General features: G+C 62.6%; 22 protein-coding genes and 1 tRNA gene. 11 read left to right on the plus strand and 12 right to left on the minus strand.

Translation table 11 applies throughout. The features are described 5' to 3' along the window. Positions 1-10 precede the first annotated feature (10 nt). Positions 11-949, plus strand: a complete 939-nt coding sequence (miaA, locus tag H163_RS22615; protein WP_019964459.1) for a tRNA (adenosine(37)-N6)-dimethylallyltransferase MiaA — start codon at positions 11-13, stop codon at positions 947-949. A 114-nt stretch (positions 950-1063) separates the two neighbouring features. Further along, positions 1064-1612 carry a GNAT family N-acetyltransferase gene (locus tag H163_RS0110100; RefSeq protein ID WP_026355692.1) on the plus strand — a complete coding sequence of 183 codons (549 nt, stop codon included), beginning with the start codon at positions 1064-1066 and terminating at the stop codon, positions 1610-1612. A 4-nt stretch (positions 1613-1616) separates the two neighbouring features. Here H163_RS0110100 and H163_RS0110105 read toward each other — a convergent pair whose 3' ends face one another. From H163_RS0110105 to H163_RS0110130, 5 genes are all read right to left on the minus strand, one after another. Then, positions 1617-1961: an antibiotic biosynthesis monooxygenase family protein gene (locus tag H163_RS0110105; RefSeq protein ID WP_019964461.1), complete on the minus strand. Its 345-nt coding sequence runs from the start codon at positions 1959-1961 to the stop codon at positions 1617-1619. Between the two features lie 167 nt (positions 1962-2128). Continuing rightward, positions 2129-3685 (minus strand): 2-isopropylmalate synthase, encoded by a 1557-nt coding sequence (locus tag H163_RS0110110; RefSeq protein WP_019964462.1) that lies wholly within the window; start codon positions 3683-3685, stop codon positions 2129-2131. Positions 3686-4035: 350 nt separating this feature from the next. Further along, positions 4036-4947 carry a PhzF family phenazine biosynthesis protein gene (locus tag H163_RS0110120; protein ID WP_019964464.1) on the minus strand — a complete coding sequence of 304 codons (912 nt, stop codon included), beginning with the start codon at positions 4945-4947 and terminating at the stop codon, positions 4036-4038. A 120-nt stretch (positions 4948-5067) separates the two neighbouring features. Continuing rightward, positions 5068-6231: a GNAT family N-acetyltransferase gene (locus H163_RS0110125; RefSeq protein ID WP_019964465.1), complete on the minus strand. Its 1164-nt coding sequence runs from the start codon at positions 6229-6231 to the stop codon at positions 5068-5070. A gap of 105 nt (positions 6232-6336) precedes the next feature. Continuing rightward, positions 6337-7242 (minus strand): pirin family protein, encoded by a 906-nt coding sequence (locus H163_RS0110130; RefSeq protein WP_019964466.1) that lies wholly within the window; start codon positions 7240-7242, stop codon positions 6337-6339. Between the two features lie 216 nt (positions 7243-7458). Here H163_RS0110130 and H163_RS0110135 point away from each other — a divergent pair, with 216 nt between their 5' ends. Genes H163_RS0110135 through H163_RS0110145 form a run of 3 tightly spaced genes read left to right on the plus strand, consistent with a single transcriptional unit; the run spans position 7459 to position 10130 of the window. Beyond that, entirely contained in the window at positions 7459-8385 is a 927-nt protein-coding gene (locus H163_RS0110135; protein WP_019964467.1) for an ABC transporter ATP-binding protein, read from the plus strand. Continuing rightward, entirely contained in the window at positions 8382-9143 is a 762-nt protein-coding gene (locus H163_RS0110140) for an ABC transporter permease (RefSeq protein WP_019964468.1), read from the plus strand. Before H163_RS0110135 ends, H163_RS0110140 begins: the two co-directional genes overlap by 4 nt. 30 nt (positions 9144-9173) lie before the next feature. Continuing rightward, positions 9174-10130 (plus strand): D-alanyl-D-alanine carboxypeptidase family protein, encoded by a 957-nt coding sequence (locus tag H163_RS0110145; protein WP_244296137.1) that lies wholly within the window; start codon positions 9174-9176, stop codon positions 10128-10130. A gap of 353 nt (positions 10131-10483) precedes the next feature. On the opposite strand, the gene ilvC is transcribed toward H163_RS0110145, so the two are convergent. From ilvC to H163_RS0110160, 3 genes are all read right to left on the minus strand, one after another. Next, positions 10484-11503 (minus strand): ketol-acid reductoisomerase, encoded by a 1020-nt coding sequence (gene ilvC, locus H163_RS0110150; RefSeq protein WP_019964470.1) that lies wholly within the window; start codon positions 11501-11503, stop codon positions 10484-10486. A gap of 77 nt (positions 11504-11580) precedes the next feature. After that, positions 11581-12222: a TetR/AcrR family transcriptional regulator gene (locus H163_RS0110155; RefSeq protein WP_019964471.1), complete on the minus strand. Its 642-nt coding sequence runs from the start codon at positions 12220-12222 to the stop codon at positions 11581-11583. A 137-nt stretch (positions 12223-12359) separates the two neighbouring features. Continuing rightward, the gene (locus H163_RS0110160; protein ID WP_051105363.1) at positions 12360-14279 is read right to left on the minus strand and encodes a potassium transporter Kup; all 1920 of its coding nucleotides are present in this window, start codon (positions 14277-14279) and stop codon (positions 12360-12362) included. A gap of 201 nt (positions 14280-14480) precedes the next feature. On the opposite strand from H163_RS0110160, the gene H163_RS0110165 reads away from it, so the two are divergent. The 3 genes from H163_RS0110165 (at position 14481) to H163_RS0110175 (ending at position 16358) form a co-directional block, all read left to right on the plus strand. Further along, entirely contained in the window at positions 14481-14918 is a 438-nt protein-coding gene (locus H163_RS0110165; protein WP_019964473.1) for a hypothetical protein, read from the plus strand. 125 nt (positions 14919-15043) lie between these two features. Next, on the plus strand, positions 15044-15424 hold the full coding sequence (locus tag H163_RS0110170; protein ID WP_040678585.1) for a DUF4087 domain-containing protein: 381 nt from the start codon (positions 15044-15046) through the stop codon (positions 15422-15424). A 193-nt stretch (positions 15425-15617) separates the two neighbouring features. Beyond that, positions 15618-16358 carry a carbonic anhydrase gene (locus H163_RS0110175; RefSeq protein WP_019964475.1) on the plus strand — a complete coding sequence of 247 codons (741 nt, stop codon included), beginning with the start codon at positions 15618-15620 and terminating at the stop codon, positions 16356-16358. A gap of 58 nt (positions 16359-16416) precedes the next feature. Here H163_RS0110175 and H163_RS0110180 read toward each other — a convergent pair whose 3' ends face one another. The 4 genes from H163_RS0110180 to H163_RS0110195 all read right to left on the minus strand — a co-directional run bounded on the left by H163_RS0110180 (position 16417) and on the right by H163_RS0110195 (position 21260). Continuing rightward, complete coding sequence (locus H163_RS0110180) at positions 16417-17163, minus strand: pyridoxine 5'-phosphate synthase (protein WP_019964476.1); 747 nt, start codon at positions 17161-17163, stop codon at positions 16417-16419. A gap of 330 nt (positions 17164-17493) precedes the next feature. Continuing rightward, a complete protein-coding gene (gene serA, locus H163_RS0110185) occupies positions 17494-18738 on the minus strand; it encodes a phosphoglycerate dehydrogenase (protein WP_019964477.1) in 1245 nt (414 codons plus the stop codon). A 159-nt stretch (positions 18739-18897) separates the two neighbouring features. Continuing rightward, positions 18898-19470 carry an acetolactate synthase small subunit gene (gene ilvN, locus H163_RS0110190; protein ID WP_019964478.1) on the minus strand — a complete coding sequence of 191 codons (573 nt, stop codon included), beginning with the start codon at positions 19468-19470 and terminating at the stop codon, positions 18898-18900. Positions 19471-19484: 14 nt separating this feature from the next. Further along, a complete protein-coding gene (locus H163_RS0110195) occupies positions 19485-21260 on the minus strand; it encodes an acetolactate synthase 3 large subunit (protein WP_019964479.1) in 1776 nt (591 codons plus the stop codon). Between the two features lie 559 nt (positions 21261-21819). Between H163_RS0110195 and H163_RS0110205 the strand changes: the two genes are divergently transcribed. The 3 genes from H163_RS0110205 to H163_RS0110215 all read left to right on the plus strand — a co-directional run bounded on the left by H163_RS0110205 (position 21820) and on the right by H163_RS0110215 (position 24154). Next, positions 21820-21895, plus strand: a tRNA-Lys gene (locus H163_RS0110205). Positions 21896-22075: 180 nt separating this feature from the next. Further along, positions 22076-23032, plus strand: a complete 957-nt coding sequence (locus H163_RS0110210) for a hypothetical protein (protein ID WP_026355696.1) — start codon at positions 22076-22078, stop codon at positions 23030-23032. A gap of 138 nt (positions 23033-23170) precedes the next feature. Beyond that, positions 23171-24154 carry a hypothetical protein gene (locus H163_RS0110215; protein WP_019964481.1) on the plus strand — a complete coding sequence of 328 codons (984 nt, stop codon included), beginning with the start codon at positions 23171-23173 and terminating at the stop codon, positions 24152-24154. Positions 24155-24545 lie beyond the last annotated feature (391 nt).

The raw sequence follows: 24545 nt of genomic DNA on the forward strand, positions 1-24545 counted from the left end.
CCGGAGCAACATGGCCGGAACAGCAAAAACTGCGATCCTGATAGCCGGGCCGACGGCCAGCGGCAAGTCGGCATTGGCCATTGAACTGGCCCGTGCCGCCAATGGCGTGGTAATCAATGCCGATTCCATGCAGCTTTTCCGTGAACTGCGGCTGGTAACGGCGCGTCCCTCCGCCGAAGACGAGGCACAGGTGCCGCACCGGCTTTACGGCTGCCTGCCTGCCAGCGAGGCCTTTTCCACCGGTGCCTATCTCGATCTGGTGCGCGGTGAGATTGAGGCAGTCCGGGCAGCGGGCAAGCTGCCGGTGCTGGTGGGTGGCACGGGGCTCTATTTCCGGGCGCTGACACAGGGCTTTGCCGAAGTGCCGCCGATTCCCGCCGGTATCCGGGAGCAGTGCCGGACGCTGGCGGCTGAAGGCGGCATTTCAGCCGTGCGGTCAGAGCTTGCCCCGCTGGATCCGGAAGCCGCAGAGCGGCTGATGGACCTCCAGCGCCTGACAAGGGCGCTGGAGGTGGTGCGGGGCACCGGCCGGACGCTGGCAGACTGGCAGGCCGAGGCGCATGGGACGCCGGTGCTGGGCCCGGAAGGGCTGGTGAAGGTGGTTCTCGCTCCGCCGCGCCCCTGGCTGCATGCGCGCATTGCGCAGCGGGCGCAGATGATGCTGACACCGGAAGGCTTTGCCGAGGTGGAGGGGCTGCTGGCGCTGGGGCTGCCGGATACGCTGCCGGCCATGCGGGCCATCGGCATCGCCGAAATTGGTGCGCTGCTGCGCGGGGACTGCAGCCGGGACGAGGCGCATTTCGCCCTGACGGTGGCCACCCGCCAGTATGCCAAGCGGCAGGAGACCTTCTTCCGCGGGCAACTGGCCGATTGGCCAAGACGGGACCCGCAGGCGCAGGGCATGGCGGCGTTGGTCCGCGAAATCATCAATGATTTCTGTGTGCTATAAAACTGTCAGGCAACTGTCGCCGGATTGTCGCCAAACAGCCCTTTAAAGCGCACAATCGCTCTCTATCTCCTCGTCCCGTCAAAAATAACGATGAGGACGAAGGGGGAATGCGCTATGCAGGATACCGTACTGGCAACACGCCGTTTACGCCTCGTGCCCTTCACGCCGGACGATCTGGATGAGCTGAAAGCGCTTCATGCGGATCCGGAAGTGAACGCTCATCCCGGCATCAACCACCGCTTTTCCAGGCGGGTACCCGACGATATCTGGCTGGCAAGCCGTCTCGTCGATTATGTGACCAGCCATGCGCTGCAGGGCTTCGGCATGTGGAAGGTGCTGGCCAAGGACGGCAGCTTCATCGGCCGGGCCGGGTTCGAGCCGCATGAGCCGACCTCTGAAATCAGCATGGAGGTCGTCATCGGCCGTCCGCACTGGGGGCAGGGGCTTGCCAGCGAGCTGGCTCCGGCGCTGGTTAACTGGTTCTTCCTCAACACCTATTACAGCCATCTGATCTGCCTCGCCGCCCGTGGCAATGCGGCGGCTCGCAAGGTGCTGCACCGGGCAGGCCTCTGCTGGAGGGAAACCCGCTGGTCCGCCGGCCGGCTCTGCGACGCCTATCAGATCCTAAACCCGTCGCTGCGGCGTCTGGTGGCGAACGGGTGAGACATCAGCCGTGCAGCGCGCGGCTGTCTTCCGGGGCTTCTGTGCGGTCTTCGAGGCCATAATCGCGGATGACGGCGGCAACGCGCAGCCGGTAGCCCGCGAACATGCGGGTCCGCCCTGCCGTCTGCGCCGCCCTGTGCCGGGCCAGGCTGCGCCATTCGGCAAGGGCCTCCTCATCGCGCCAGAAGGACAGGGAGACGAACTTGCCCGGTGTGGTCACGCTTTCAAAGCGCTCCACCGAGATGAAGCCGTCGATCTTTGACAATTCGCTTTTCAGGGCGCCCGCAAGATCAAAGTAGGCGGAGACATGCTCTGCATGCGGTTCGACTTCAAAGATCACGGCAATCATGGCTGGCTCCTCCCGGCTGGCAGATTGGACCTGGAGAATGGCACGGTTTGCGCCCGGATCAAGAGCGGAACGGGCACAGCAGTTTTTCCCTGCGGGAGAGCAAGAAACGGAAAACCCGGCACCGCATATGCGGCGCCGGGTCTTTAAGATGCCGTTCAGACGCTCTCTCAGCTGGCCTTGAGCGCGCCCGGGTTGGTGGACTGCTGGCGCAGGCTGAGGCGGTTCATGGCCGCCACATAGGCGCGGGCAGAGGCCACCAGCGTGTCGGTGTCGGCCCCCTTGCCGGTGGCGATGCGTCCATTGGCTTCGAGGCGCACGGAGACTTCCGCCTGCGCATCGGTGCCCTCGGTCACCGCATGCACCTGATAGAGTGACAGGGTGGCGTTGTGCGGGCAGATGGCGCGGATCGCCTTGAAGGTCGCGTCCACCGGACCATCGCCCGTGGCTTCCTTCGTTTCGTGGCGGCCGTTGATATCCATGGTGAGGATGGCCTTCTGCGGACCGCCGGTGCCGGCAATCACGGTGAGCGCAATCACCTTTGCGCCTTCGCCGGAGGTGGAGATTTCATCTTCGACCAGCGCCTCGATGTCCTCGTCGTAGACATTCTTCTTGCGGTCGGCGAGGTCCTTGAAGCGGCGGAAGGCCTCCTGCAGGGCGTTGTCGCCGAGCTCGTAGCCAAGTTCCTTCAGCTTGTCCTTGAAGGCATGGCGGCCCGAATGCTTGCCCATGACGAGCGAGGTGGCCTTCACGCCGACGTCCTCGGGGCGCATGATCTCGTAGGTCTCGGCATTCTTGAGCATGCCGTCCTGATGGATGCCGCTCTCATGCGCGAAGGCGTTCTTGCCGACGATGGCCTTGTTGTACTGCACGGGGAAGTTCGACACGGCCGACACCAGCTTGGAAGCGCGGGTGAGGAACTTCGGCTCGACGTTGCAGCCATAGGGATAGATGTCGGAGCGGGTGCGGATCGCCATGACGATCTCTTCCAGCGCCGCATTGCCGGCACGTTCGCCGAGGCCGTTGATGGTGCACTCGATCTGGCGCGCGCCGCCAGCCACACCGGCCAGCGAGTTGGCAACAGCGAGGCCGAGGTCATTGTGGCAATGCACCGAGAAAATGGCCTTGTCCGCATTCGGCACGCGGGCGCGGATCTGGGCGAACATGTCGCGGTATTCGTCCGGCGTCGCGTAACCCACCGTATCGGGCAGGTTGATGGTGGTGGCACCGGCCTTGATGGCGGCTTCCACCGTGCGGCAGAGATATTCGATCGGCGTGCGGGTGGCGTCCATGGCCGACCATTCCACATCGTCGATGAGGTTGCGGGCGCGGGTCACCGTGTCGGTGATGATGGCCAGCACCTCGTCCTCGGTCTTGTTCATCTGGTATTTCAGATGGATCGGCGAGGTGGAGACGAATGTGTGGATGCGGCCGCGCCCGGCAAAGCGCACAGCCTCGCCGCAGCGGTCGATGTCGGCGTGGATGGCGCGGGCGAGACCGGCAATGACGGAGCGCTTGGAGCGCTTGGCAATCTCGCGCACGGACTCGAAGTCACCGTTGGAGGCAATCGGGAAACCGGCTTCGATGATGTCGACGCCCATGTCGTCGAGCAGTTCTGCCACCTGGAGCTTTTCTTCCAGCGTCATGGACGCGCCGGGCGACTGCTCGCCATCGCGCAAGGTGGTATCGAAGATGAGGACCTGGTCCTTGGAGCCGGTGGTGGTCATGGGTGTTCCTTCCCTTGGTGTCTCCCGCCAGCCCTGATGTCATACCCTTGGTAGCGGGGTCTCGGACGGGAGCGATCAGACGTAATCGGGTGAGTTCGCTATCCCCTGAGAGCCCGCCCGCGCATGGGGCAGCCGACGCTCAGGGGCATCTAAGCAGAAGCAGCTTGCCAAGCAGAAGGGCGCGCGCGGAAAGGCCGCCACGCAGAAGCGCGGTGGTCTTGGAGCCAGTCATGTCGCAAGCGGCGATCATGAAATTCAGGGCCTTTCCCGTGCCGGCAGGGCGCCGGACATGCGTTAATTGCGAAATTGTGTAGCGGATGGGGCCGCCTCACGCAAGAGGGGAGTTCCCCTCAAACGAAAAGCTCGCCCCTTGCAACCAGAACGGCCTGCCCGCCGATGCGCACGGCATGGAGCTTGCGCGCGGCAATGTCGATCTCCAGATCGATCAGCGACGGGCGGCCCATGAAGAAGCCCTGCTCGATGCGGATGAAGTGGGTGCCGTTGGGAAGCGCGTCGTAGAATTGCACGACACCGGCAAAGGCCGCCGCCGCCGAACCCGTTGCCGGATCTTCCGGCACGCCCATGCCCGGCGCAAACATGCGGGCATGGAAGCCACTCTCGTTGGAGCGGGTTTCGCGGCAATAGACATAAGCGTTGTTGTGGTCGTCATGGCCGAAGGCGGCGGCCCAGCGGCTCTGATCCGGCTTCGCACGGGCGAGGGCTTCCAGATCCCGCACCGGCACATAGGTGTAGGCAGGGCCCACCTTGAAGCGGCTGGGCGTGTGATTCTCGAAACCGATCTCGGATACGTCCAGCGACAGGGCGGCGGCGATCAGCTCCGGATTGACGGTCGGTCCGGCCGGTTCCGGCAGCTTCGGCACGTCAAATTCGGCAAAGGCGGCCGCGTTTTCGCGCAGGATGACGGCGCAGCGCACCGGCCCGATCTTTTCCTTCAGCACCACCACGGCATCCTGCTCGCCCTTCACCTCGCCGAAGCGCTCGATGGCGAGAAGCACAGCCGTGCCGACTGTCGGATGCCCGGCGAAGGGCAGTTCGGATTCGGGCGTGAAGATGCGGATGGAGGCGGACTGGCCGGGATTTTCCGGCGGGAAGACGAAGACGGTTTCGGACAGGTTGAACTCGCGGGCAATCACCTGCATCTGCGCGGTTTCGAGGCCTTCGGAGTCCAGAACCACGGCCAGCGGATTTCCGGCCAGCGCCTTGTTCGTGAACACATCAAGCACAGCGTAACGGCGTCCCATCAGCAATGTCTCCTGCAAGTTCCCCCGGCGGGCAGAGGCCGGTTCAAGATGAGGCCGGACTTTTGCATGGTTTCCGCAGCTTCGCCAGCCCGGCTTTTTCATCTTTGGTGAACGGGTGATTCACGATTTGGGCAGAAGGCTACGGGCAATCGCCCGTGCATAGCCCGGCGACCGGCGTCCCTTCAGGTCGTCAGCCTGACGCAGGATGACGATGTCCTCGAGTTCCTCTTCCGGGTCGGTTGCCGCATGGGCCAGCATCTGGGCGCGCAGTTCTTCAGCCGTGGCGTCAAAGGTCAGTTCCTGCCCGATGCAGATGCGCTGGCCGTCGAACAGGGCAAAGAGGGTGCCCTTCCGGGCGGCATCGATGTCGAGGCCTGCCTCCTCCAGCAGTTCGCGGGCGATGGAGCCCTCCACATCGACGCTGCCGTCAGACCTCAAGTCATTCAGATCGAGATTGCCGGCCGGCGGATAGCAGGACCCGTGGTTGGCGGTCTTCGGCCCCATGATGCCATAGAGGAGCGCGCCGTCGCTGCTGCGCACGATGGCCGAGCCGAACAGGTTGTAGGCCGCCCGGTCCGGAGCACCCCAGTCGCGCCAGGCCAGAAAGGAGGCGTAGTTCACCTCTGCGCAGCGGGCGGTGAGGTGGCCCCTGTCATGCTGCACCTGCAGCGTATGCAGCTTGCGCCCGTTCCACAGGCTGGGGTTGACACTGGTAAGGCCTTGCCAGTGGGCAGCGATGGCTTTGGCCTCGCGCGCCTCGAATGCCCAGCCTTGAGAGCGCGACAGGCGCATGGCGATGCTGGTCAGCGGCAGGAACTGCGGCTCGAAAGTGCGCTCCATCATCGGAATGGGCTGGTCCGGGGCCATGGTGGAGGGGCGCTCGCTCAAGGTCCGGTAGCCCAGATGATGGTAGAAGGGCGCGGCATGCGGGTCGCTCTCCAGCAGGATGCGGTAGATTTCCTGATCGCGCGCCAGATCCTCGATGGCCGACAGCAGCAGGCGGCCAAGGCCCTGGCCCTGATGCTCCGGTGCAACGAAAAGGAAGCCGAGATAGAAATGGTCCTGCCGCATTTCTCCGCCCGCAAAGGCAGCCATGCGCCCCTCGCGTTCTGCAACGATCAGAAGCTGCGAGGTGATGGTGGCAGGGGAGATGCGCTGCTCGGCGCGGAAGGCTTCCATTACTGCCGCCGGATAGCCCCAGGAGGCCTTGGCCCGGTGCAGGATCTGCGTCAGTTCCGGAGCATCGGACAAACGGGCGCGGCGCAGGCTGAGGCTTGGAAACACTGGGGAAATCCACGGATGAAAAGAACAAAAGGGCACACTATGGCTAGCGTGCCCTCTCGTGTCCTGCAAGTGCAGGACCCAGTCTCTCATGTCTGATGCCTGCCGTTACGGCTTGATGAATGTGCCGTTGCGCAGTTCCGTTACCGCCTGGATCAGTTCCTCGCGGGTGTTCATGACGATGGGGCCGTGCCAGGCGATCGGCTCGCGGATCGGAGCGCCGGAGACGAGCAGGAAGCGCATGCCTTCCTCGCCGGCCTGCACCACCACCTCGTCACCCGCCCCGAAGATCACCAGCGTGCGGTTGCCGGTTTCGTCGCGGATGTAGATTTCCTCGTTGTCGAGTTCCTTCTCCGTCAGCACGCCGAAGGGCTTGGAGGCATCGGCGAAGCGGCCTGCGCCCTCGAAGATATAGGCGAAGGCCTGACGGCGGGTGTCGACCGGCAGCCGCTTGGCGCGGCCCGGCGGAATGGTGATGTCGAGATACTGCGGGTCGGCGGCAATGCCGTCCACCGGCCCGCGGCGGCCCCAGAACTCGCCGCAGACGACGCGCACGATGGTGCCGTCATCATCCTGAATGACGGGGATGTCCTTGGATTCGACGTCCTGATAGCGCGGCGCGGTCATCTTCAGGTTCGACGGCAGGTTGGCCCAAAGCTGGAAGCCGTGCATGCGGCCCTTGGCATCACCCTCCGGCATTTCCTGATGCATGATGCCGCGCCCGGCGGTCATCCACTGCACATCGCCCGCCCCGAGCGTGCCAGTGTTGCCGAGGCTGTCGCCATGGTCAACGGTGCCGGCCAGAACATAGGTGATGGTTTCGATGCCGCGGTGCGGATGCCAGGGAAAACCGGCGAGATAATCGCGCGGGTTTTCATTGCGGAAGTCGTCCATCATCAGGAACGGATCGGTCAGCTCCGGGTCCTGAAAGCCGAACACTCGGTGCAGATGAACGCCTGCGCCTTCCAGCGCAGGGGTGGTGCCAGAAATCTGGCGGACGGGACGGATGGACATGGCAGCCTCCGGATATCTTGTGAAGTTGTCCTGAAGATAGGCCGCGCCGGGGCAGGGGCCAAGGGCGCGTATCCATACACAGTGTTCAGTCTGGGTGAACGGCGCGGTGAACGGTGAAGTGCTGCAAATTGCGGCAAAGGGGTTTAAACAGGAGTGCAAAGTGCACATATCCTGCGTCATCCTGCCACAGCCATTCCCTCCTGCACGGACCCCGCCATGCAACCGGCCATTTCCATCGAAGCCCTTTCCAAGATTTATGACAGCGGCTTTCAGGCGCTGAAGTCAGTCGATCTTTCCATCGGAAAGGGGGAGCTTTTTGCCCTGCTCGGGCCCAATGGGGCCGGCAAGACAACGCTCATCTCCATCGTCTGCGGCCTTGTGCGGGCGTCATCCGGGCGCGTGCTGGTCAATGGCCATGACACGGTGACCGACTTCCGTGCCGCCCGCCGTCTGGTCGGGCTGGTGCCGCAGGAACTGACGACCGAGTCCTTCGAAACGGTCTGGGCGACGGTCAGCTTCAGCCGGGGGCTCTTCGGCCTGCCGAAGAACCCGGGCCATATTGAGAAGATCCTGAAAGACCTGTCCCTGTGGGACAAGAAAGATTCCCGCATCATGACCCTTTCGGGCGGGATGAAGCGGCGCGTGCTGATTGCCAAGGCGCTGGCACATGAGCCGCAGGTGCTGTTCCTTGACGAGCCGACGGCGGGCGTTGACGTGGAGCTGCGCCGCGACATGTGGCAGGTGGTGCGGCGGCTGAAGGACTCCGGCGTCACCATCATTCTGACCACCCACTACATCGAGGAGGCCGAGGAAATGGCCGACCGGGTGGGTGTGATCAGCAAGGGCGAGATCATTCTCGTCGAAGAGAAGAACGCCCTGATGAGCAAGCTTGGCAAGAAGCAGCTGCGCCTGCAGCTGAACGAGCCGCTGGCAGCGGTCCCGGAAAGTCTGTCTGCCCATGATCTGGCGCTGGAGGATGAGGGCAGGGAGCTGGTCTATACCTATGACACCCAGGGGGAGCGGACCGGCATCACCAGCCTGATGAATGACCTGCGGGAGGCCGGCATCGCCTTCCGCGACCTGCAGACCCGGCAGGATTCGCTTGAAAAGATCTTCGTCAATCTGGTGAGGCAGTCCCAATGAATTTTCGTGCCATTCAGGCCATCTACATGTTCGAGATGGCCCGCACCCTGCGGACACTCTTCCAGAGCATCGTCTCACCGGTGATCTCCACCTCGCTCTATTTCGTCGTCTTCGGCGCTGCCATCGGCTCGCGCATTCAGGAGGTGGACGGCATCAGCTACGGCGCCTTCATCGTGCCGGGGCTGACGATGCTGTCGCTGCTGACGCAGAGCATTTCCAACGCTTCCTTCGGCATCTTCTTCCCGCGCTTCACCGGCACGGTGTTCGAGGTGCTGTCGGCACCGGTCTCCTATCTGGAGATTGTCATCGGCTATGTGGGGGCGGCGGCGACCAAGGCCATGCTGGTGGGGGCGATCATCCTCATCACGGCCAGCCTTTTCGTCGACATGCACATCCAGCATCCCTTCTGGATGGCGCTGTTCTTCGTGCTGACGTCGGTCACCTTCGCGCTGCTCGGTTTCATCATCGGCATCTGGGCGCGCAATTTCGAGCAGCTGCAGTTCGTGCCGTTGCTGATCGTCACACCGCTCGCGTTCCTGGGCGGCAGCTTCTATTCGATCCGTATGCTTCCCGAGTTCTGGCAGACGGTGACCATGTTCAATCCGGTCGTCTACCTCATATCCGGCTTCCGCTGGAGCTTCTACGGTCAGGCGGATGTGGGTGTGGAACTGTCGCTGGCAATGACGCTTTTGTTCCTTGCGCTTTGCCTCGGGGTGATTGCGTGGATCTTCAGGACCGGCTATCGCCTCAAGTCATGATCCGGCTGACAAGGTGAGAGAGTGCCCGGCGTGACTGCATCCGTTTTCCGTTCGACGGCCCCCTTGCGCGTTTTGCGCGCCGGGCTGGCCGGTCTTGCCATCCTGACGCTGGCCGCCTGCCAGAGCGCGCAGCAGGCCTCGCGCCCGCCCGCCATGGCCGCTGTTGCTGCGGTGCCCGCAGTGCAGGCCACGGCAGCTCCTGCGCCGCTCGCGGTGTCACTGGCGCCTGCCAAGGCGGAAGTGCGCGGCAAGTCAGTGCTGGTGCTCGATATGGCGACGGGGCAGGATCTGGACAGCTTCAATGCCGACGCACCGCGTTATCCGGCCTCGCTGACGAAGATGATGACGCTGTATCTCTTGTTCGAGGCGATCGACCGGGGCGAAATCTCCCTCGACAGTCAGCTTGCCGTGTCCGCCCGTGCCGCCTCCCGCCCGCCTGCCAAGCTGGGCGTGGCTGCAGGAACCTCGTTGCGGGTGGAAGATGCGGTGCAGGCGCTGGCCATCCGCTCAGCCAATGACATGGCGGTGGCGGTTGCCGAACAGCTGGCGGGCAGCGAGGACGCCTTTGCTGCCGAAATGACCCGCAAGGCCTTGCAGCTTGGCATGAGCCGTACCCGCTTCGTCAATGCTTCCGGCCTGCCGGACACCCGGCAGGTGACTACGGCGCGCGACATGGCAACGCTGGGGCTGGCGCTGCGCCGCCGTTTCCCGCAGCACATGCATTATTTCAGCGAGCCCTCGTTCCAGTTCCGGGGCCGCACCATCGAAGCAACCAACAAGCTGCTGGGCAAGGTGCCGGGCGTTGATGGCCTGAAGACCGGGCACATCGACATGGCCGGATACAATCTTGTCGCCACCGGCAGCCGCAACGGCCGCCAGCTTATGGTGGTCGTCCTTGGCGGGGCTACGGAAGCAGCCCGCGACAGGGAAGTGACCGCCCTGTTCGAGCGGTATTTCGCATCTGCCAGTGCAAGCCTGATGAACTGATCCCAGCTGCTGGCCTTGACGCCTGCAAAGCAAATGGGCCCGTCAATGACGGGCCCATTAGAGGTCGTTGACAAAGCCAGAGCTTCTCCTTTTTCGTCATGGTCGGGCTTGTCCCGACCATCTGCAAGCCATTGATTTGGTTAGATCCTCGGCACAAGGCCGAGGATGACGATGGAGAGGTCGAAGGTTTGTCAGCAGTCTGAAATGGGCCCGTCGGTGACGGGCCCATCATTTTGTTCGTTACGTCCTGACTGCAGGATCAGTTGCGGGTCTTGTCGACCAGCTTGTTCTTGCCGATCACCGGTGCGGGCTATGCCCGCACCAGTTTTGAAACGTGGACCGGCAAGCCCGGATCAGTTGCGGGTCTTGTCGACCAGCTTGTTCTTGCCGATCCACGGCATCATGCCGCGCAGCTTGGTGCCGACTTCCTCGATCTGGTGGGAGTCGTTCAGGCGGCGGGTTGCCTTGAACTTGGCGGCGCCTGCGCGGTACTCCTGCATCCAGTCGGAGGTGAACTTGCCGGTCTGGATGTCGGTGAGGACGCGCTTCATCTCGGCCTTGGTCTCGGCGGTCACGATGCGCGGGCCGGTGACATACTCGCCCCACTCGGCGGTGTTGGAGATGGAGTAGTTCATGTTGGCAATGCCGCCCTCATAGATGAGGTCGACGATGAGCTTCACTTCGTGCAGGCACTCGAAATAGGCCATTTCCGGAGCGTAGCCGGCTTCCACCAGGGTCTCGAAACCGGCGCGGATCAGCTCGACGAGGCCGCCGCACAGAACAGCCTGCTCGCCGAACAGGTCGGTCTCGCACTCTTCCTTGAAGGTGGTCTCGATGATGCCCGAACGGCCACCGCCAACGCCGCAGGCGTAGGACAGGCCGAGGTCAAGCGCGTTGCCCGAAGCGTTCTGGTGAACGGCCACGAGGCACGGCACGCCGCCGCCCTTCTCGTATTCGCCGCGCACGGTGTGGCCGGGGCCCTTCGGAGCGACCATCAGCACGTCAACGGTGGACTTCGGCTCGATCAGGCCGAAGTGGACGTTGAGGCCATGAGCGAAGGCAATGGCGGCGCCGTCACGGATGTTGGCTTCGATGTGGTCCTTGTAGATGTCGGCCTGCAGCTCGTCCGGCGTTGCCATCATCATCAGGTCTGCCCAGGCGGCAGCTTCAGCCACGCTCATGACCTTGAGGCCGTCAGCCTCGACCTTCTTGGCGGTGGTGGAGCCGGGGCGCAGGGCGACGACGATGTCCTTGCAGCCGCTGTCCTTCAGGTTCAGCGCATGGGCGCGGCCCTGCGAGCCGTAACCGATGATGGCGACCTTCTTGGACTTGATGAGGTTCAGATCGGCATCGCGATCGTAATAAACACGCATGGGTCTTCCTTTCTCCCGTTTATCCCTGCCGCAGGCCGTTGCCGGCTGCGGCGTTTTGCTTTCTCCGGCTTTCAGCGTCAGGCGCCGAACAGCCGGTAGAACCTGTCCACGGCCAAAGCGGCCTGTGCTTCGATGTCCTTCTCGCGCGGGCGCGGCGTATCGCCCAGCATCTGGCGGATATGCTGGTCGCGCAGCGCAAGGCCGTAGAGCACCTGATAGGCCTCCTCGGCATCATCGAACTTGACGAAGCCGCGGAACCGGCCTGCTTCCAGCAGGCTGCGGGCCCGGGCGGAAATGGTGTATTTGCCCTTGAGCAGCAAAAGGCGGCCGAGCCGGGAATCATCCCGGTTGGACTGACCGATGGCCAGCCGGTTCAGCGCCAGCGATGTCTCGCCGGAGAGAACCTCCAGCAGTTCGCGCACGAAACCGGTGAGATGGGCCTTGAAGGTGGTGGCGTCGGTGGCGGCGGCTTCGGAAGCAAAGTGCACCTTGCTGGCCTGATAGGCGACAACGGCCGCAAGCAGGCCGTCCCGGTCACCGAACCACTTGTAGAGGCTTTCCTTGGAGCAATTGGCACTGCGGGCAAGGCCTGCGGTCGTCAGGGCCTTCTCGCCGCCCTCGACCAGCAGCTTCAGCGCGCATTCCAGCACGGCCTGCTGGCGCGGGGAAAAGGCGGCTGCCTCTTCCGGCAAGCTGTCGTGAAGGTCTGCACTGGCCAAGGAACTACTCCGGAATTTCTGTACCGTACCGTACGGTTCATGGTTCTAGGCGAGTGGAAATGTGCCGTCAAGAGGCGAAGAAGGGGATGGGGGCGGAAAGTGAGGCGTGCCATTTCTGGCCCGCCTCGTCTTCAGGGTCAGATGACGACTTGCGTGCCGATCTCCACCACGCGGCCCGTGGGCAGGCGGAAGAAGCTGGTGGTGCCGGCAGCGTTGCGGGCCAGCTGGATGAAGACCCGCTTTGTCAGGCTGGTGAGGGGCGGGGCGGCGGCGGGAATGAGCGTGCGCCGCGAAAGGAAGAAGGAGGTCGACATGATGTCGAACTTGATGCCCTGCTTCCGGCAGGCCTTGAGGGCCCTGGGAATGTTGGGGTCTTCCATATAGCCGAAGTTGACTGTGAGCAGCTTGAAGTCATCATTCAGCGGTGTGATCTCCACCCGGTCGTCTTCCTCCACATGCGGCACGGGCTGCGTTTTCACCGTCATGATCAGGTTCTGCTGATGCAGCACCTTATAATGCTTGAGGCTGTGCAGCAGCGAGGTCGGCGCACTCTCCTGGTCGCCCGTCATGAAGATGGCGGTGCCGGGCACCCGGTGCGGCGGGCTTTTTTGCAGCGAGGCAGCAAGGTCCGCCAGCGGGATTTCCATCCGGCGCGTCTTCTCGAAGAGCTTCCGGCTGCCCCGTGTCCAGATGGTCATCACGGCGAGAAGCACTGCCGCCATGAACACCGACACCCAGCCGCCATCCAGGAACTTCAGCATGTTGGCGGTGAGGAACGTGGCGTCGATGGCCGCGAACATCAGCGTGACCAGCAGGACCGCCGGCAGCGGCCAGCCCCAGACGCCGCGCATGACCAGCGCCAGCAGCAGGGTGGTGACCAGCATCTGGCCTGAGATGGAGATGCCATAGGCCGCCGCAATGGCATCCGACGAGCCAAAGCCCAGCACCAGCGCCAGAACACCGGCGAGCAGCAGCCAGTTGACCTGCGGCAGGTAGATTTGACCCGACTGGGTCTCGGACGTGTGGATCACCGTCAGGCGCGGCAGCAGATGCAGTTGCGCGGCCTGCCGCGCCATGGAGAAGGCGCCCGAGATCACCGCCTGGCTGGCGATGACCGTTGCCACGGTCGCCAGCACCACAAGCGGCGTCTGGCCCCAGGCGGGCATCATCTCAAACAGCGGCTGGCTGATGGAGCCGCCGGTCTTGAGCAGATAGGCGCCCTGACCCAGATAGTTGATCACAAGGGCGGGAAACACCAGCACGAACCAGGTGTGGATGATCGGCTTGCGGCCAAAGTGGCCGAGATCAACATAGAGCGCTTCGGCGCCCGTCACGGCCAGAAAGGCTGCACCGGCCACCGCTAGGGCGACACCCTTGTGCGCCTGCGCAAAGGCAATGGCTTCCAGCGGGTTGAGGGCGCGCAGGATGGCCGGATCATCCATGACATGCCCCGCGCCAGCGGCGGCGAGGCAGGCGAACCAGATCAGCATCACCGGCCCGAAGATGATGGACACCCGGCCGGTGCCGTAACGCTGCACGGCAAAGAGGGCAATCAGGATGCCGGCCGTGATCGGAATGATGTAGTCTTCGACTGCAGGCAGCGTGAGTTCAAAGCCTTCGACGGCGGAGAGAACCGAAATCGCCGGGGTGATCACCGCATCGCCGAAGAACAGCGCTGCGCCGATGACACCGAGCGAGACAACGGCAAGGCGCATCCGTCCGGCGGCGGACTGGGCGAGAATGGCGAGCGACAGGGTGCCACCTTCGCCCTTGTTGCCGGCGCGCAGCACGATGAGCGCATATTTCAAGGTGACGATGACCGTCAGCGCCCAGACGATGATCGACAGGGAGCCGATGATTTCCGTGCTTGTGGGCGGTACGGTGCCGCCATTCGCCGCCGCCCGCAGCGTCTCGCGCAGGGCATAGATCGGGCTGGTGCCGATGTCGCCATAGACCACCCCGGCCGCGCCCAGCATGAGCATGCCGTGGCTGGATTTGGGAAGATGATCGTGAGGAAGACTTGTCCCGCCCTCTGGAGGGCCGCCGCTTGGGGTCATTGCTGACACTACCCCTGCTGTTTTGTCCGCCACCGGCTGGTGTCGAGCCGTCAGGATGAGCGGCAGAGCGGACATTGCGGAACAGGAAATGCGGGAAAGCGCGTCCGGTTCCGGTCGGGGCCATTATTTAGCCCAAAGTTTGTCAGGCGCACAGGTCCGGAAACGGGTATTCTTCAGTCCGGTTGTTCTCTGGAGTTGCTGATGAAGACGCCTGTCCTTGCCCTGTTTCTTGCCTTTCTGCCCGCCATGCCTGCCGCAGCGGCCAGCGCGGAGGATGTCTATCAGCAGGTCGAGACCATCCTCGGCGATGCCAAGGGCCTCGATCCGTTTCTGGAAGACGTTCGGCGTGCGCTGGTGACGGGCACGGGAGAAGAAGTGGCCGCGCTTGCTGCCTTCCCCCTGCCGGTCAACAACAACGGCACCTTCCACTCCGTTGAAACGGCAGATGAATTCATCGCCGCATACCCCCGGCTGGTGACTGAGGAGACGAAAAGCATCGTCGCGGAAGCCGCCTATGAGGATCTGCTTGTGACCGACGAAGGCGTCGCCATTGGCGATGGGGCCGTCTGGCTCAGCCCGGTGTGCGAGGACAACGCCTGCGTGAAGAGCTACTGGGCCATCGTCTCGATCAACAATTGATTCCCGGTTTACACCGCTGCCCGATGAGCTTGACACATCGAGCAGTGATTAAGTCCTTGCGATGCTGGAGCATTTTCAAGGCGTAATGCATCGGCATCGAAAGCCTTGGTATGAGGAGACAGGCAATGCGTATCGCTCCCTTGCATGCATGTGTTTGCGCCGTTGCAGCCTCTCTGCTAGCGGCTCCCGCTTCTGCCGCACCTGAGAACCGCTGCGGCTGGGTGGTCAACCCTACACCGGGCAACTGGTGGCTGACCGACCGGGACGGAGACTGGATTCTGGCCACGCAGGGCTCGGACCGGGAAGCGCTGGGCATGGAGAATATCGGCGATATCTCCGCCGGCGATTACCGCGCCGTGAACGGCAACTATGGCTATGCCTGCGGCTGCATGAAGGTGGAGACCGAAAAGGAAGACGGCACGCAGTACATCACGGCCGTTTATTCCTTCCGCCAGCTCAAACTGGCCCAATGCGACAAGGACAAATCCCTGCCAAAGGTGGAGTGAAACCAGCACCCGATGGGCTTGCTTTATAGGGTGTTCGGCAAGCCCCATGCGGAGCATTTGCCTCTCTCTGCGCGCTCTGATTGGCGGCGGATTACATCTTTGTCATGACCTATCCGTAACTTTGCGCGGCTCCTCTTCGGGTTTACTCCAGTGTCACCTCAGCGCTGACTGAGAGGTGGTCAAGGAGACCAGGATGAAAAGCCGTTTTCTGATTGCAGTTGCTGCTGCAACCCTCATTTCAACATCAGCATTTGCTGCCAGTTCGCCGCACTGGACCTACGAGGGCGCCGAAGGGCCTGCCCACTGGGCGGATCTTGCGAAGAATTTCGAGGTCTGCGAAGCGGGGCACGAGCAGTCCCCCGTCGATCTGACCCATGCGGTCAAGGCCGAGCCTGCGGATATCATGTTCCACTGGAACAAGGATGCCCATTGGACCGTGGTCAACAATGGCCACACCATTCAGGCAAACACGGAGGATGGCGGCACCATTGATCTGGATGGCAAGTCCTACGTGCTGCGCCAGTTCCACTTCCACACGCCGTCCGAACATGCCATCGACGGCAAGAAGGCACCGATGGAAGCCCACTTCGTGCATCAGGCCGAAGACGGCACGCTGGCCGTTGTCGGCGCGCTGATCGAGCCGGGCGGGGAGAATGACCTGTTCAAGGCCGTGATGGACAAGGCGCCTGCCAAAGCCGGTGAAGAAGTGAAGGTTGGCGCAGCGGATGCGGCAACGATGCTGCCCGGCACGCGGCACTTCTTCCGCTACGAAGGCTCCCTCACGACACCGCCCTGTTCGGAAACCGTGGTCTGGACGGTGATGAAGGAGCCGATCAAGGTGTCCGAAGCCTCGATCAAGGAATTCGAAGCCATCTACGCCGCCAACGCCCGCCCGCTGCAGCCGATCGGCCGCAGGTTCATTCTGGAAAAGTGATCCGGTGATCCTCGCCTGGACCGGCTGTTTGAGGCCGGTTCAGGCGTCGGGGGGATGGTCACACTTCCCCCATCGCCTTGCGGAAGCGCTGAACGCTGCCGGCGAAGCCGTGGATCAGGGCGTCGGCGGTGAAGCCGTGGCCGATGGACATTTCGCGGATGAAGGGGGCACGCTTGATCAGCGCCGGGATGTTTTCCACCGTCAGGTCATGCCCCGCATTGACGCCGAGGCCAGCGGCGCGGGCCGCTTCTGCCGTGGCTGCCACCTTGTCCAGCTCCAGCTTCGCCCGCTCCGGGCTGTCGTAGCAGGCGCCATAGGGGCCTGTGTAGATCTCGATACGCTCCGCCCCGATGGCGGCAGCCTCAGTTGCCAGCGCCGGGTCCGGGTCGAGGAACAGGGAGACGGTGACCGCCCATTCGCGTGCTGCCGTAATGGCTTCCTTCAGCAGCGCCTTGTCCGCGCCAAACTGCCAGCCGTGGTCCGAGGTGGTCTGGTCCGGCGCGTCGGGCACGAACAGCACCTGATCGGGCCGGGCCTTTTCCACCAGATCGAGAAAGTCCGGCGTCGGATAGCCCTCAAGGCACAGTTCCTTGTTGGGGAACCGGTCCTCGATCAACTCCGCCAGATCGAACACATCGCTCTTGCGGATGTGCCGCTCGTCCGGGCGCGGGTGCACGGTGATGCCCTTGGCGCCTGCCTCCATCGCGATCGCCGCCATGCCGGTGACGCTCGGCCAGGGCAGATCGCGCCGGTTGCGCAGCATGGCGATGGCGTTGACATTCACGGAAAGGCGGGAGGCAGTCATGGCGGGCGTCCGGCAATGGAATGAGGCGGCTGGTGCCGCAGAGTGCCGAAAATCGGCCGGAACGGCGGTCCTGTCAAACCGGATATTGCTGCGGTGACAAGAATTTATTGCGGCTGCTGAAGGGGCAAAGCCTCTCCACTGTCATCCCGGTTTGGCGCAAAGCGGCAAGACCGGGATCTAGTACACCCGGTTCAGGAGATAGCCGGTGCCCGGGATACTGGATCCCCACCTGCGAGGGGATGACAACGGAGGGACGGAGCTCTCCCCCCAAAAAAACAAACGGCGCGAGGCCATGCCCTGCGCCGTTCGTGTCTCATCAGATCTGATCCATCACACCCGGTTCAGCAGGCGGGCGCGGATGGTGCCGGGGAGGGCGCGGATTTCCTCGAGGATATCGACCGAGTTCTCCACCTTGCCGTCCACATCCAGCACCACATAGCCGGTTTCCTGCACCGTCTGCATGTACTGGGCATGGATGTTGAGGTTGTTGCGGGCGAACAGGTCGTTCAGCGCACGCATGGCGCCCGGCACGTTGCGGTGCACCTGGATGAAGCGGGTGGCATCCGTGCCGCGCGGCAGCTGCACCTGCGGGAAATTGACCGCGCCCACGGTGGAGCCCACGTCCGAATACTCGACGAGACGGCGGGAGACTTCCTCGCCGATGCGCTCCTGCGCCTCTTCCGTCGAGCCGCCCACATGCGGGGTCATGATCACGTTGGCAAAGCCGCGCAGAGGGCTGACGAACTCGTCGTTGTTCGACTTGGGCTCGGAGGGGAACACGTCGATGGCCGCACCGGCGATATGGCCGCTCTTCAGTGCGGCGGCGAGGGCGTCGATGTCCACCACCTTGCCGCGGGCATTGTTGATGAGGAAGCTGCCGGGCTTCATCTTCGCCAGCTCTTCGGCGCGGATCATGTTCCGCGTCTCGGCCGTGTCCGGCACATGCAGCGACACGATGTCGGAGCGCGACAGCAGCTCGTCCAGCGTGTCCACCGGCATCACGTTGCCGTGGCGCAGCTTGTCCACCTTGTCATAGTAGATGACCGTGAGGCCCATGGCTTCGGCCAGCGTGGCCAGCTGGGTGCCGATGTTGCCGTAGCCGACGATGCCCAGCGTCTTGCCGCGCACTTCGCGCGAGCCGGTGGCCGTCTTCATCCAGCGCCCGGCGTGGGCTGCGGTGGACTTCTCGAAGACGCCGCGCATCAGCATGACGATTTCGGCAATGGTCAGCTCGGCAACGGAGCGGGTGTTGGAGAAGGGTGCGTTGAACACCGGGATGCCGCGCTCGCGGGCGGCGGCCAGATCCACCTGGTTGGTGCCCACCGAGAAGCAGCCGATGGCGACCAGCGTTCCGGCCGCCTCGATGACTTCACGGGTCAGCTGCGTGCGCGAGCGGATGCCCACCACATGCACACCCTTGAGCGCCTCGATCAGCGCCTCCTTGTCGAGCGCCTTCGGCAGCATTTCGACATTGTGATAGCCGCTGGCGTCCAGCACAGCCTTCGCCGTGGGGGAAATGCCCTCCAGCAGCAGCCAGCGGATCTGATTCTTCGGCCGGGACAAACCGTTGCTCATGGGCTTCTAAGCCTTCCTTGTGGGACCTTGCGGTCAGCAATCCGAGAGGGGCGGGCCGGAACGGAAAACGGTCACCGGCTGGAGCCGGTGACCGTATATTGCGTTGCGGCGCGTGCGTCTATGGCCTTGCAGGGTTTGACAGGGCCTTTCGGGAGAAGCTTACAGCCCTTCGGCGCCGCGCTGGACGGCGGCGACGCCGGTGCGGGAGACCTCAACGAGCCCCAGCGGCTTCATGATCTGGATGAACTGCTCGATCTTCGAGGTGCGGCCGGTGATCTCGAAGACGAAATGATCCGTCGTTGCGTCGATCACCGTGGCGCGGAAGGCATCGGCAAGGCGCAGGGCCTCCAGACGCTTCTCGCCATGGCCTGCCACCTTCACCAGCGCCAGTTCCCGTTCCAGCGGCTTGTCGTTGCTGCCAAGGCGCGCCTGCACGGTGAGGTCGGTGACCCGGTGCACCGGCACCAGCCGGTCCAGCTGGTGGCGGATCTGCTCGATCACCATCGGCGTGCCGGTGGTGACGATGGTGATGCGCGACAGATGCGCCTCATGCTCGGTTTCCGAAACGGTGAGGCTGTCGATGTTGTAGCCGCGGCCCGAGAACAGGCCGATGACGCGGGCCAGCACACCCGGCTCATTGTCCACCAGGATCGATAGGGTGTGGGATTCGATCTTGTCGCTGACTTCGGCCATGAAATAGGCGGAAGGGGCGTTGACGTTCTGTGCGTTCATGACGGTTCCTTGCCTCAGACCAGTGCCTTGCCTGCCGAACCGATGGCATTGGCCACCGCTTCGTCATTGGCTTCATCGGGAAGCAGCATTTCGTTGTGGGCCTTGCCCGAGGGGATCATCGGGAAGCAGTTGGCGAGGTTCGCCACGCGGCAATCGAAGAGCACCGGCCTGTCGACGGCGATCATCTCGCGGATGGCATCATCCAGCTCGCCCGGCTTTTCGACGCGGAAGCCGACGCCGCCATAGGCTTCGGCCAGCTTCACGAAGTCCGGCATGCTTTCCATGTAGGAATGGGACATGCGGTTGCCATGCAGCAGCTGCTGCCACTGGCGCACCATGCCCATGTACTGGTTGTTGAGGATGAAGATCTTGACCGGCAGGTTGAACTGCACCGCCGTGGACATTTCCTGCATGTTCATCAGCACGGAGGCATCGCCCGCCACGCAGATGCTGAGCGCATCGCGGTGGGCAACCTGCGCGCCGATGCAGGCCGGCAGGCCATAGCCCATGGTGCCGAGGCCGCCGGAGGTGAGCCAGTGGTTGGGCGATTCAAAGCCGATGTACTGCGCCGCCCACATCTGGTGCTGCCCGACTTCGGTGGAGACATAGGTCTCGCGGCCCTTGGTCAGTTCGGCCAGGCGCTGCAGCGCATACTGCGGCATGATGATGTCGCTGTTGGGCGTGTAGGCAAGGCAGTTGCGCGCGCGCCACTGATCGATCTGTGCCCACCAGGCCTTGAGCGCGGCCGGATCGGCCTTGGCACCGGAAGAGCGCCACAGGCGGACCATGTCTTCCAGCACGTGGCCGACATCGCCGATGACCGGCACGTCCACCTTGACCACCTTGTTGATGGAGGAGGGGTCGATGTCGATGTGGATCTTGCGGGCATTGGGGGCGAAGGCATCGATGCGGCCGGTGATGCGGTCATCGAAGCGCGCGCCGATGCAGATCATGACATCGCAGTCATGCATCGTCATGTTGGCTTCATAGGTGCCGTGCATGCCCAGCATGCCGAGCCAGTTTGCGCCCGACGCCGGATAGGCGCCAAGGCCCATGAGCGTGGAGGTGACCGGGAAGCCGGTAAGCTGGATCAGCTCGCGCAGCAGCTGGCTGGCGTGCGGGCCGGAGTTGATGACACCGCCGCCCGTATAGAAGACCGGCTTCTTCGCGCTCGCCATCAGCTCGATGGCCTGGCGCACGGCGTTGAGGTCGCCCTTGATCTGCGGGCGGTAGCTCTTGTGCGCCGCTGCCGGGTTGGCGGTCGGGCCCTGATAGGTGCCGGTAGCGAACTGCACATCCTTCGGAACGTCGATCACGACCGGGCCGGGACGGCCGGAGGTGGCGACATAGAAGGCTTCATGGATGATGCGCGGCAGGTCGTTGACATCGCGGACCAGCCAGTTGTGCTTGGTGCAGTTGCGGGTGATGCCGACCGTGTCACATTCCTGGAAGGCGTCGGTGCCGATGAGATGGGTCGGAACCTGGCCGGTGATGCAGACCAGCGGGATGGAATCGAGCATCGCATCGGTCAGCGCCGTGACCATATTGGTCGCGCCGGGGCCGGAGGTGACCAGAACGACGCCGGGGCGGCCGGTGGAGCGGGCATAGCCCTCTGCCGCGTGGCCTGCGCCCTGCTCGTGCCGCACAAGGATGTGCTCGATGTCGTCCTGCTGGATGATCTCGTCATAGATCGGCAGTACCGCGCCGCCGGGATAGCCGAAGATATGTTTCACACCCTGGTCTTTAAGCGCCTGGAGCACCATGCCGGCTCCGGTCATCTCCCGTGTCATCGTCTGCTTCCTTGCCTTGGCTTCTTGATCCGAAATCTCTTGATCTTGCCGTGTTTGAAGTGTGTCCGGAGGGCTGGAACGAAAAAGGGCTCCCGAGGAGCCCTTGCTGCGCGCCAGCCTGTTCCGAACGGTATACCGTTCAGGCCGCGCGCGTTCCTACTACCAGAAGCAGCTGTGAAGCTGCGAAAATCTGCATCGCCATGGGGCGTCCCGCTTCCTGACTGCCGGTCTTGCTGTAAAGGCCGGTCATGACAAGTTCTCATCCCGCAGCCCACCCTCCGGCAGGTGCTGCAGTTGCGCTGCACACTAGTATTGGTGCCGAGGGTTGGTCAAGCGGAAATTCTGATTATTTCAACGGATGGCCTTTTGCGTTGCCGAAAGTTGCGGAAGGGCAGGGTGGGCTTTCAAATGTGGCGGATTTCTGCGGATTTTTGAGCGCCTTGAAAAGTTTTACACAGGCGCCACAAAAACTTCATCGAACCCTCTTGCATGTCCGGAAGGTGGTGGGTATACACCGCTCATCCGAAGCGGACAGGCGCTGACGCCGCCGCGACGAGATGGGTGTATAGCTCAGTTGGTAGAGCATCTGACTCTTAATCAGACGGTCCAAGGTTCGAATCCTTGTGCACCCACCATCTTCTTCCCTTGAAAATCTGAAGTAAGCTCCGCGCAAGCGTCGGCACTTATAAGGCCATGACTTAAGGGTTGCATGGCCTCTTTGATGCAGCCTTGAATGGATCGCCGGAGCGTGTGCTTGCATCTTCCTGCTTGTAACTATCGCGCTCGTTCCGGCCATGGTTTCGCGCGGAGTCCCTATGAAATCCTCTCTTGCAGCCGCTGCTCTGATCGCTCTGGGCAGCCTGCCTGCTGCCGCTGACACGCTGGCCGAAAAGCCGGATTGTGCGGCCGATCTCGCCTATGCTGTGACACTGCTCGACGAACTGCAGATCTGGCGCAGGATTGAGCCGCGCCCCGACATGGTTCCAGTCGAGGAAAACGGGCGTTGCGTGCTGCGCAAGGGGGGCTTTTCCTTTTTCGGAAAGGGGCTGCCTTATCAGATCGAAATGGATGAGGTGGTATGGGCCGTGACGTGGGGCGAGCCCGGGCGCGTATCGATACCACAGAAGCTTGTGCTGGACATCAAGAACAGCCAGCGCACACCGCTTGTGGCGGGCCTGGATGCTGAAATGGTGGAGTTGATCGAGAGTTTGGAGTCCAGTTCCTGGAGCCTTCATTTTGACTATGCGATAGGGCCGGATTGGGACTGGCTGGAGCTGAACCGTTTCGGCTTCACTGGTCCAACCGGTGATGCCGTCCAGATATCCGGACGGCTTCAGCTCGTCGAAGATACGCTGCCCCTGGAGCCAAATCAGGCGCATCAAGAGAAAGATCTTGGCATCAAGAGTTTGGAGCTTAAGGTGCAGGATGAGGGATATCTAGAAATAACGGCCCTTTCTACATTCAAGCGCATGCAGCAAAAATTGCAATGGCCGGAGAAAAGCTCCGATTTTTTTGTCAAACTATTGCTATCTGATGGGGTAAGGCAATTGCCCGAAGGGCTGGTGGATCAGCATAGTCGTTCAGCGCTTCTGGCCATGGTCAAAATGCTACCGCACCCTCATGGCATCATGCATTTTAAAATAAACTCCGAAACTGGTCTCTTCCTCAACGACATCGAAGCTCTTGAGGAGGGCGGGGAGGAGCCCTTGGTGGAGAGATTGCAGCGCGCGGGCATCACGATCTCCGCAAGGCATGAACCCGTTCTTCCCTGACCGGCCGCCGGTCTTCGTCCTCGCCATCCGTAAAAAATGCGATGCAGATCACGGATCTGCAGGGCGGGGGTGTGCATTGTCAGGACAGGCCGGAGCTTTCCGGCATTCTGGTTCTGATGACATGCATGTGGAGTTCCCATGAAATCGCTGTTCGCCACTGGCGCCCTGATCCTTGCGGGCTGCGTTTCTGCTGCCGGCAGTGCGCAGGCTGCGGAAATTGGCTGCGCTGCCGATGTGGCCTATGCCGCTTCCGTTCTCGAAAAGGCGGCGACTGAGCGCGCCGGTGCGGCGCTTTCCGCGATGACGCCGGTGGAGGAGAATGGCCGCTGCATTCTGCGGGATGTTTCCCTGCCTTTGACCGAAGGGATGGTCACCTACACCATCGAGGCGGACGAGGTGGCCTGGAACGCGCAATGGGGGGAGGACGGCCGGGAGATCGCGCCACAGAAGCTCGTGCTGGAGATGACCGGCGCGCGCAACATCCCGATGTTCGAGGGCATGCCTGAGTCGATCTATCAGATGCGGCTGATTGGGGAGAGGAACCGCGGCAGTGTTCATCTCGACTATGAGCTGGACCCGGAGCGCAAGCAGCTGGCGCTGAACCGGCTTGAGATCGATATGGGCAGCGGCACCCGGATGCGAACGGCGGCGCGGCTTGAGGCGTTTGATCTTCCGGCGCTGCTGGCCGAGCCGGCGCAGATGGACAAGGTGGCGCAGATCCGGCTGCATGAGCTTGACCTCAAGCTTGAGAATGGCGGCTTCTTTGAATCGATGTCGGCGGTCTGGATTGCTTTCCTCTATCCGGCTTTCGGGGGAAGCCCTGAAACTGCCGTCGAGGCCGCGAAGCAGCTGCTGACGGAGCGGGTTGAAAAGCTCCCGGATCCGCTGGTGGATCAGGACAGCCGCAAGGCATTGGCCTCCATCATTGCATCCGTTCCTCATCCCGCCGGTCTGATGCATGTGAATGTCAGCTCGGTGAAGGGGATTTCGACACTGGATTTCGCGCCTCTGGCCGCGCTGGGGCCGGTGACCCTTGAGGCCCTGCTGCCCCATCTGGATGGCGTGAAGATCACCGTGCGCCATGATGACGTGCCTTCCTGCGTCTGCGAGAGCCGCTGGTAAGCCTGCGCAGTCTGATCAATGATTTTTCTTGCGCCCGGTCAGGCCCGCCTGTCCGGGCGTAATTTTTGTCCGGTAGTGTGAATTAAATCCTTGGTTGTACCTGGTTGCAAAGATCTGGCGGGCGGTACATGCCCTTCCGCCCTCCGCAGCTTCGCGTATTCAGGGTTGTGCGGGTGGTGTGTTTTTCATTTTCTTCTTATGCGTGTGGTGGCGTGCAGCCGATTCCTGATGGCTGCCCACCGGCAAATGTTCTTCTGATTTCAGGTTTTGAAACTGAATACGCGAGAATATCATGCTTAACAAAGTATTAAATTATTAATTTGTGGCTATAAAAAATCCCGCTAAGGTTGTCACGAAGGAATTTCTTCTGCGTCTATCCAGACAAGCCCAG

The organism is Pannonibacter phragmitetus DSM 14782, assembly GCF_000382365.1.
GTDB lineage: Bacteria > Pseudomonadota > Alphaproteobacteria > Rhizobiales > Stappiaceae > Pannonibacter > Pannonibacter phragmitetus.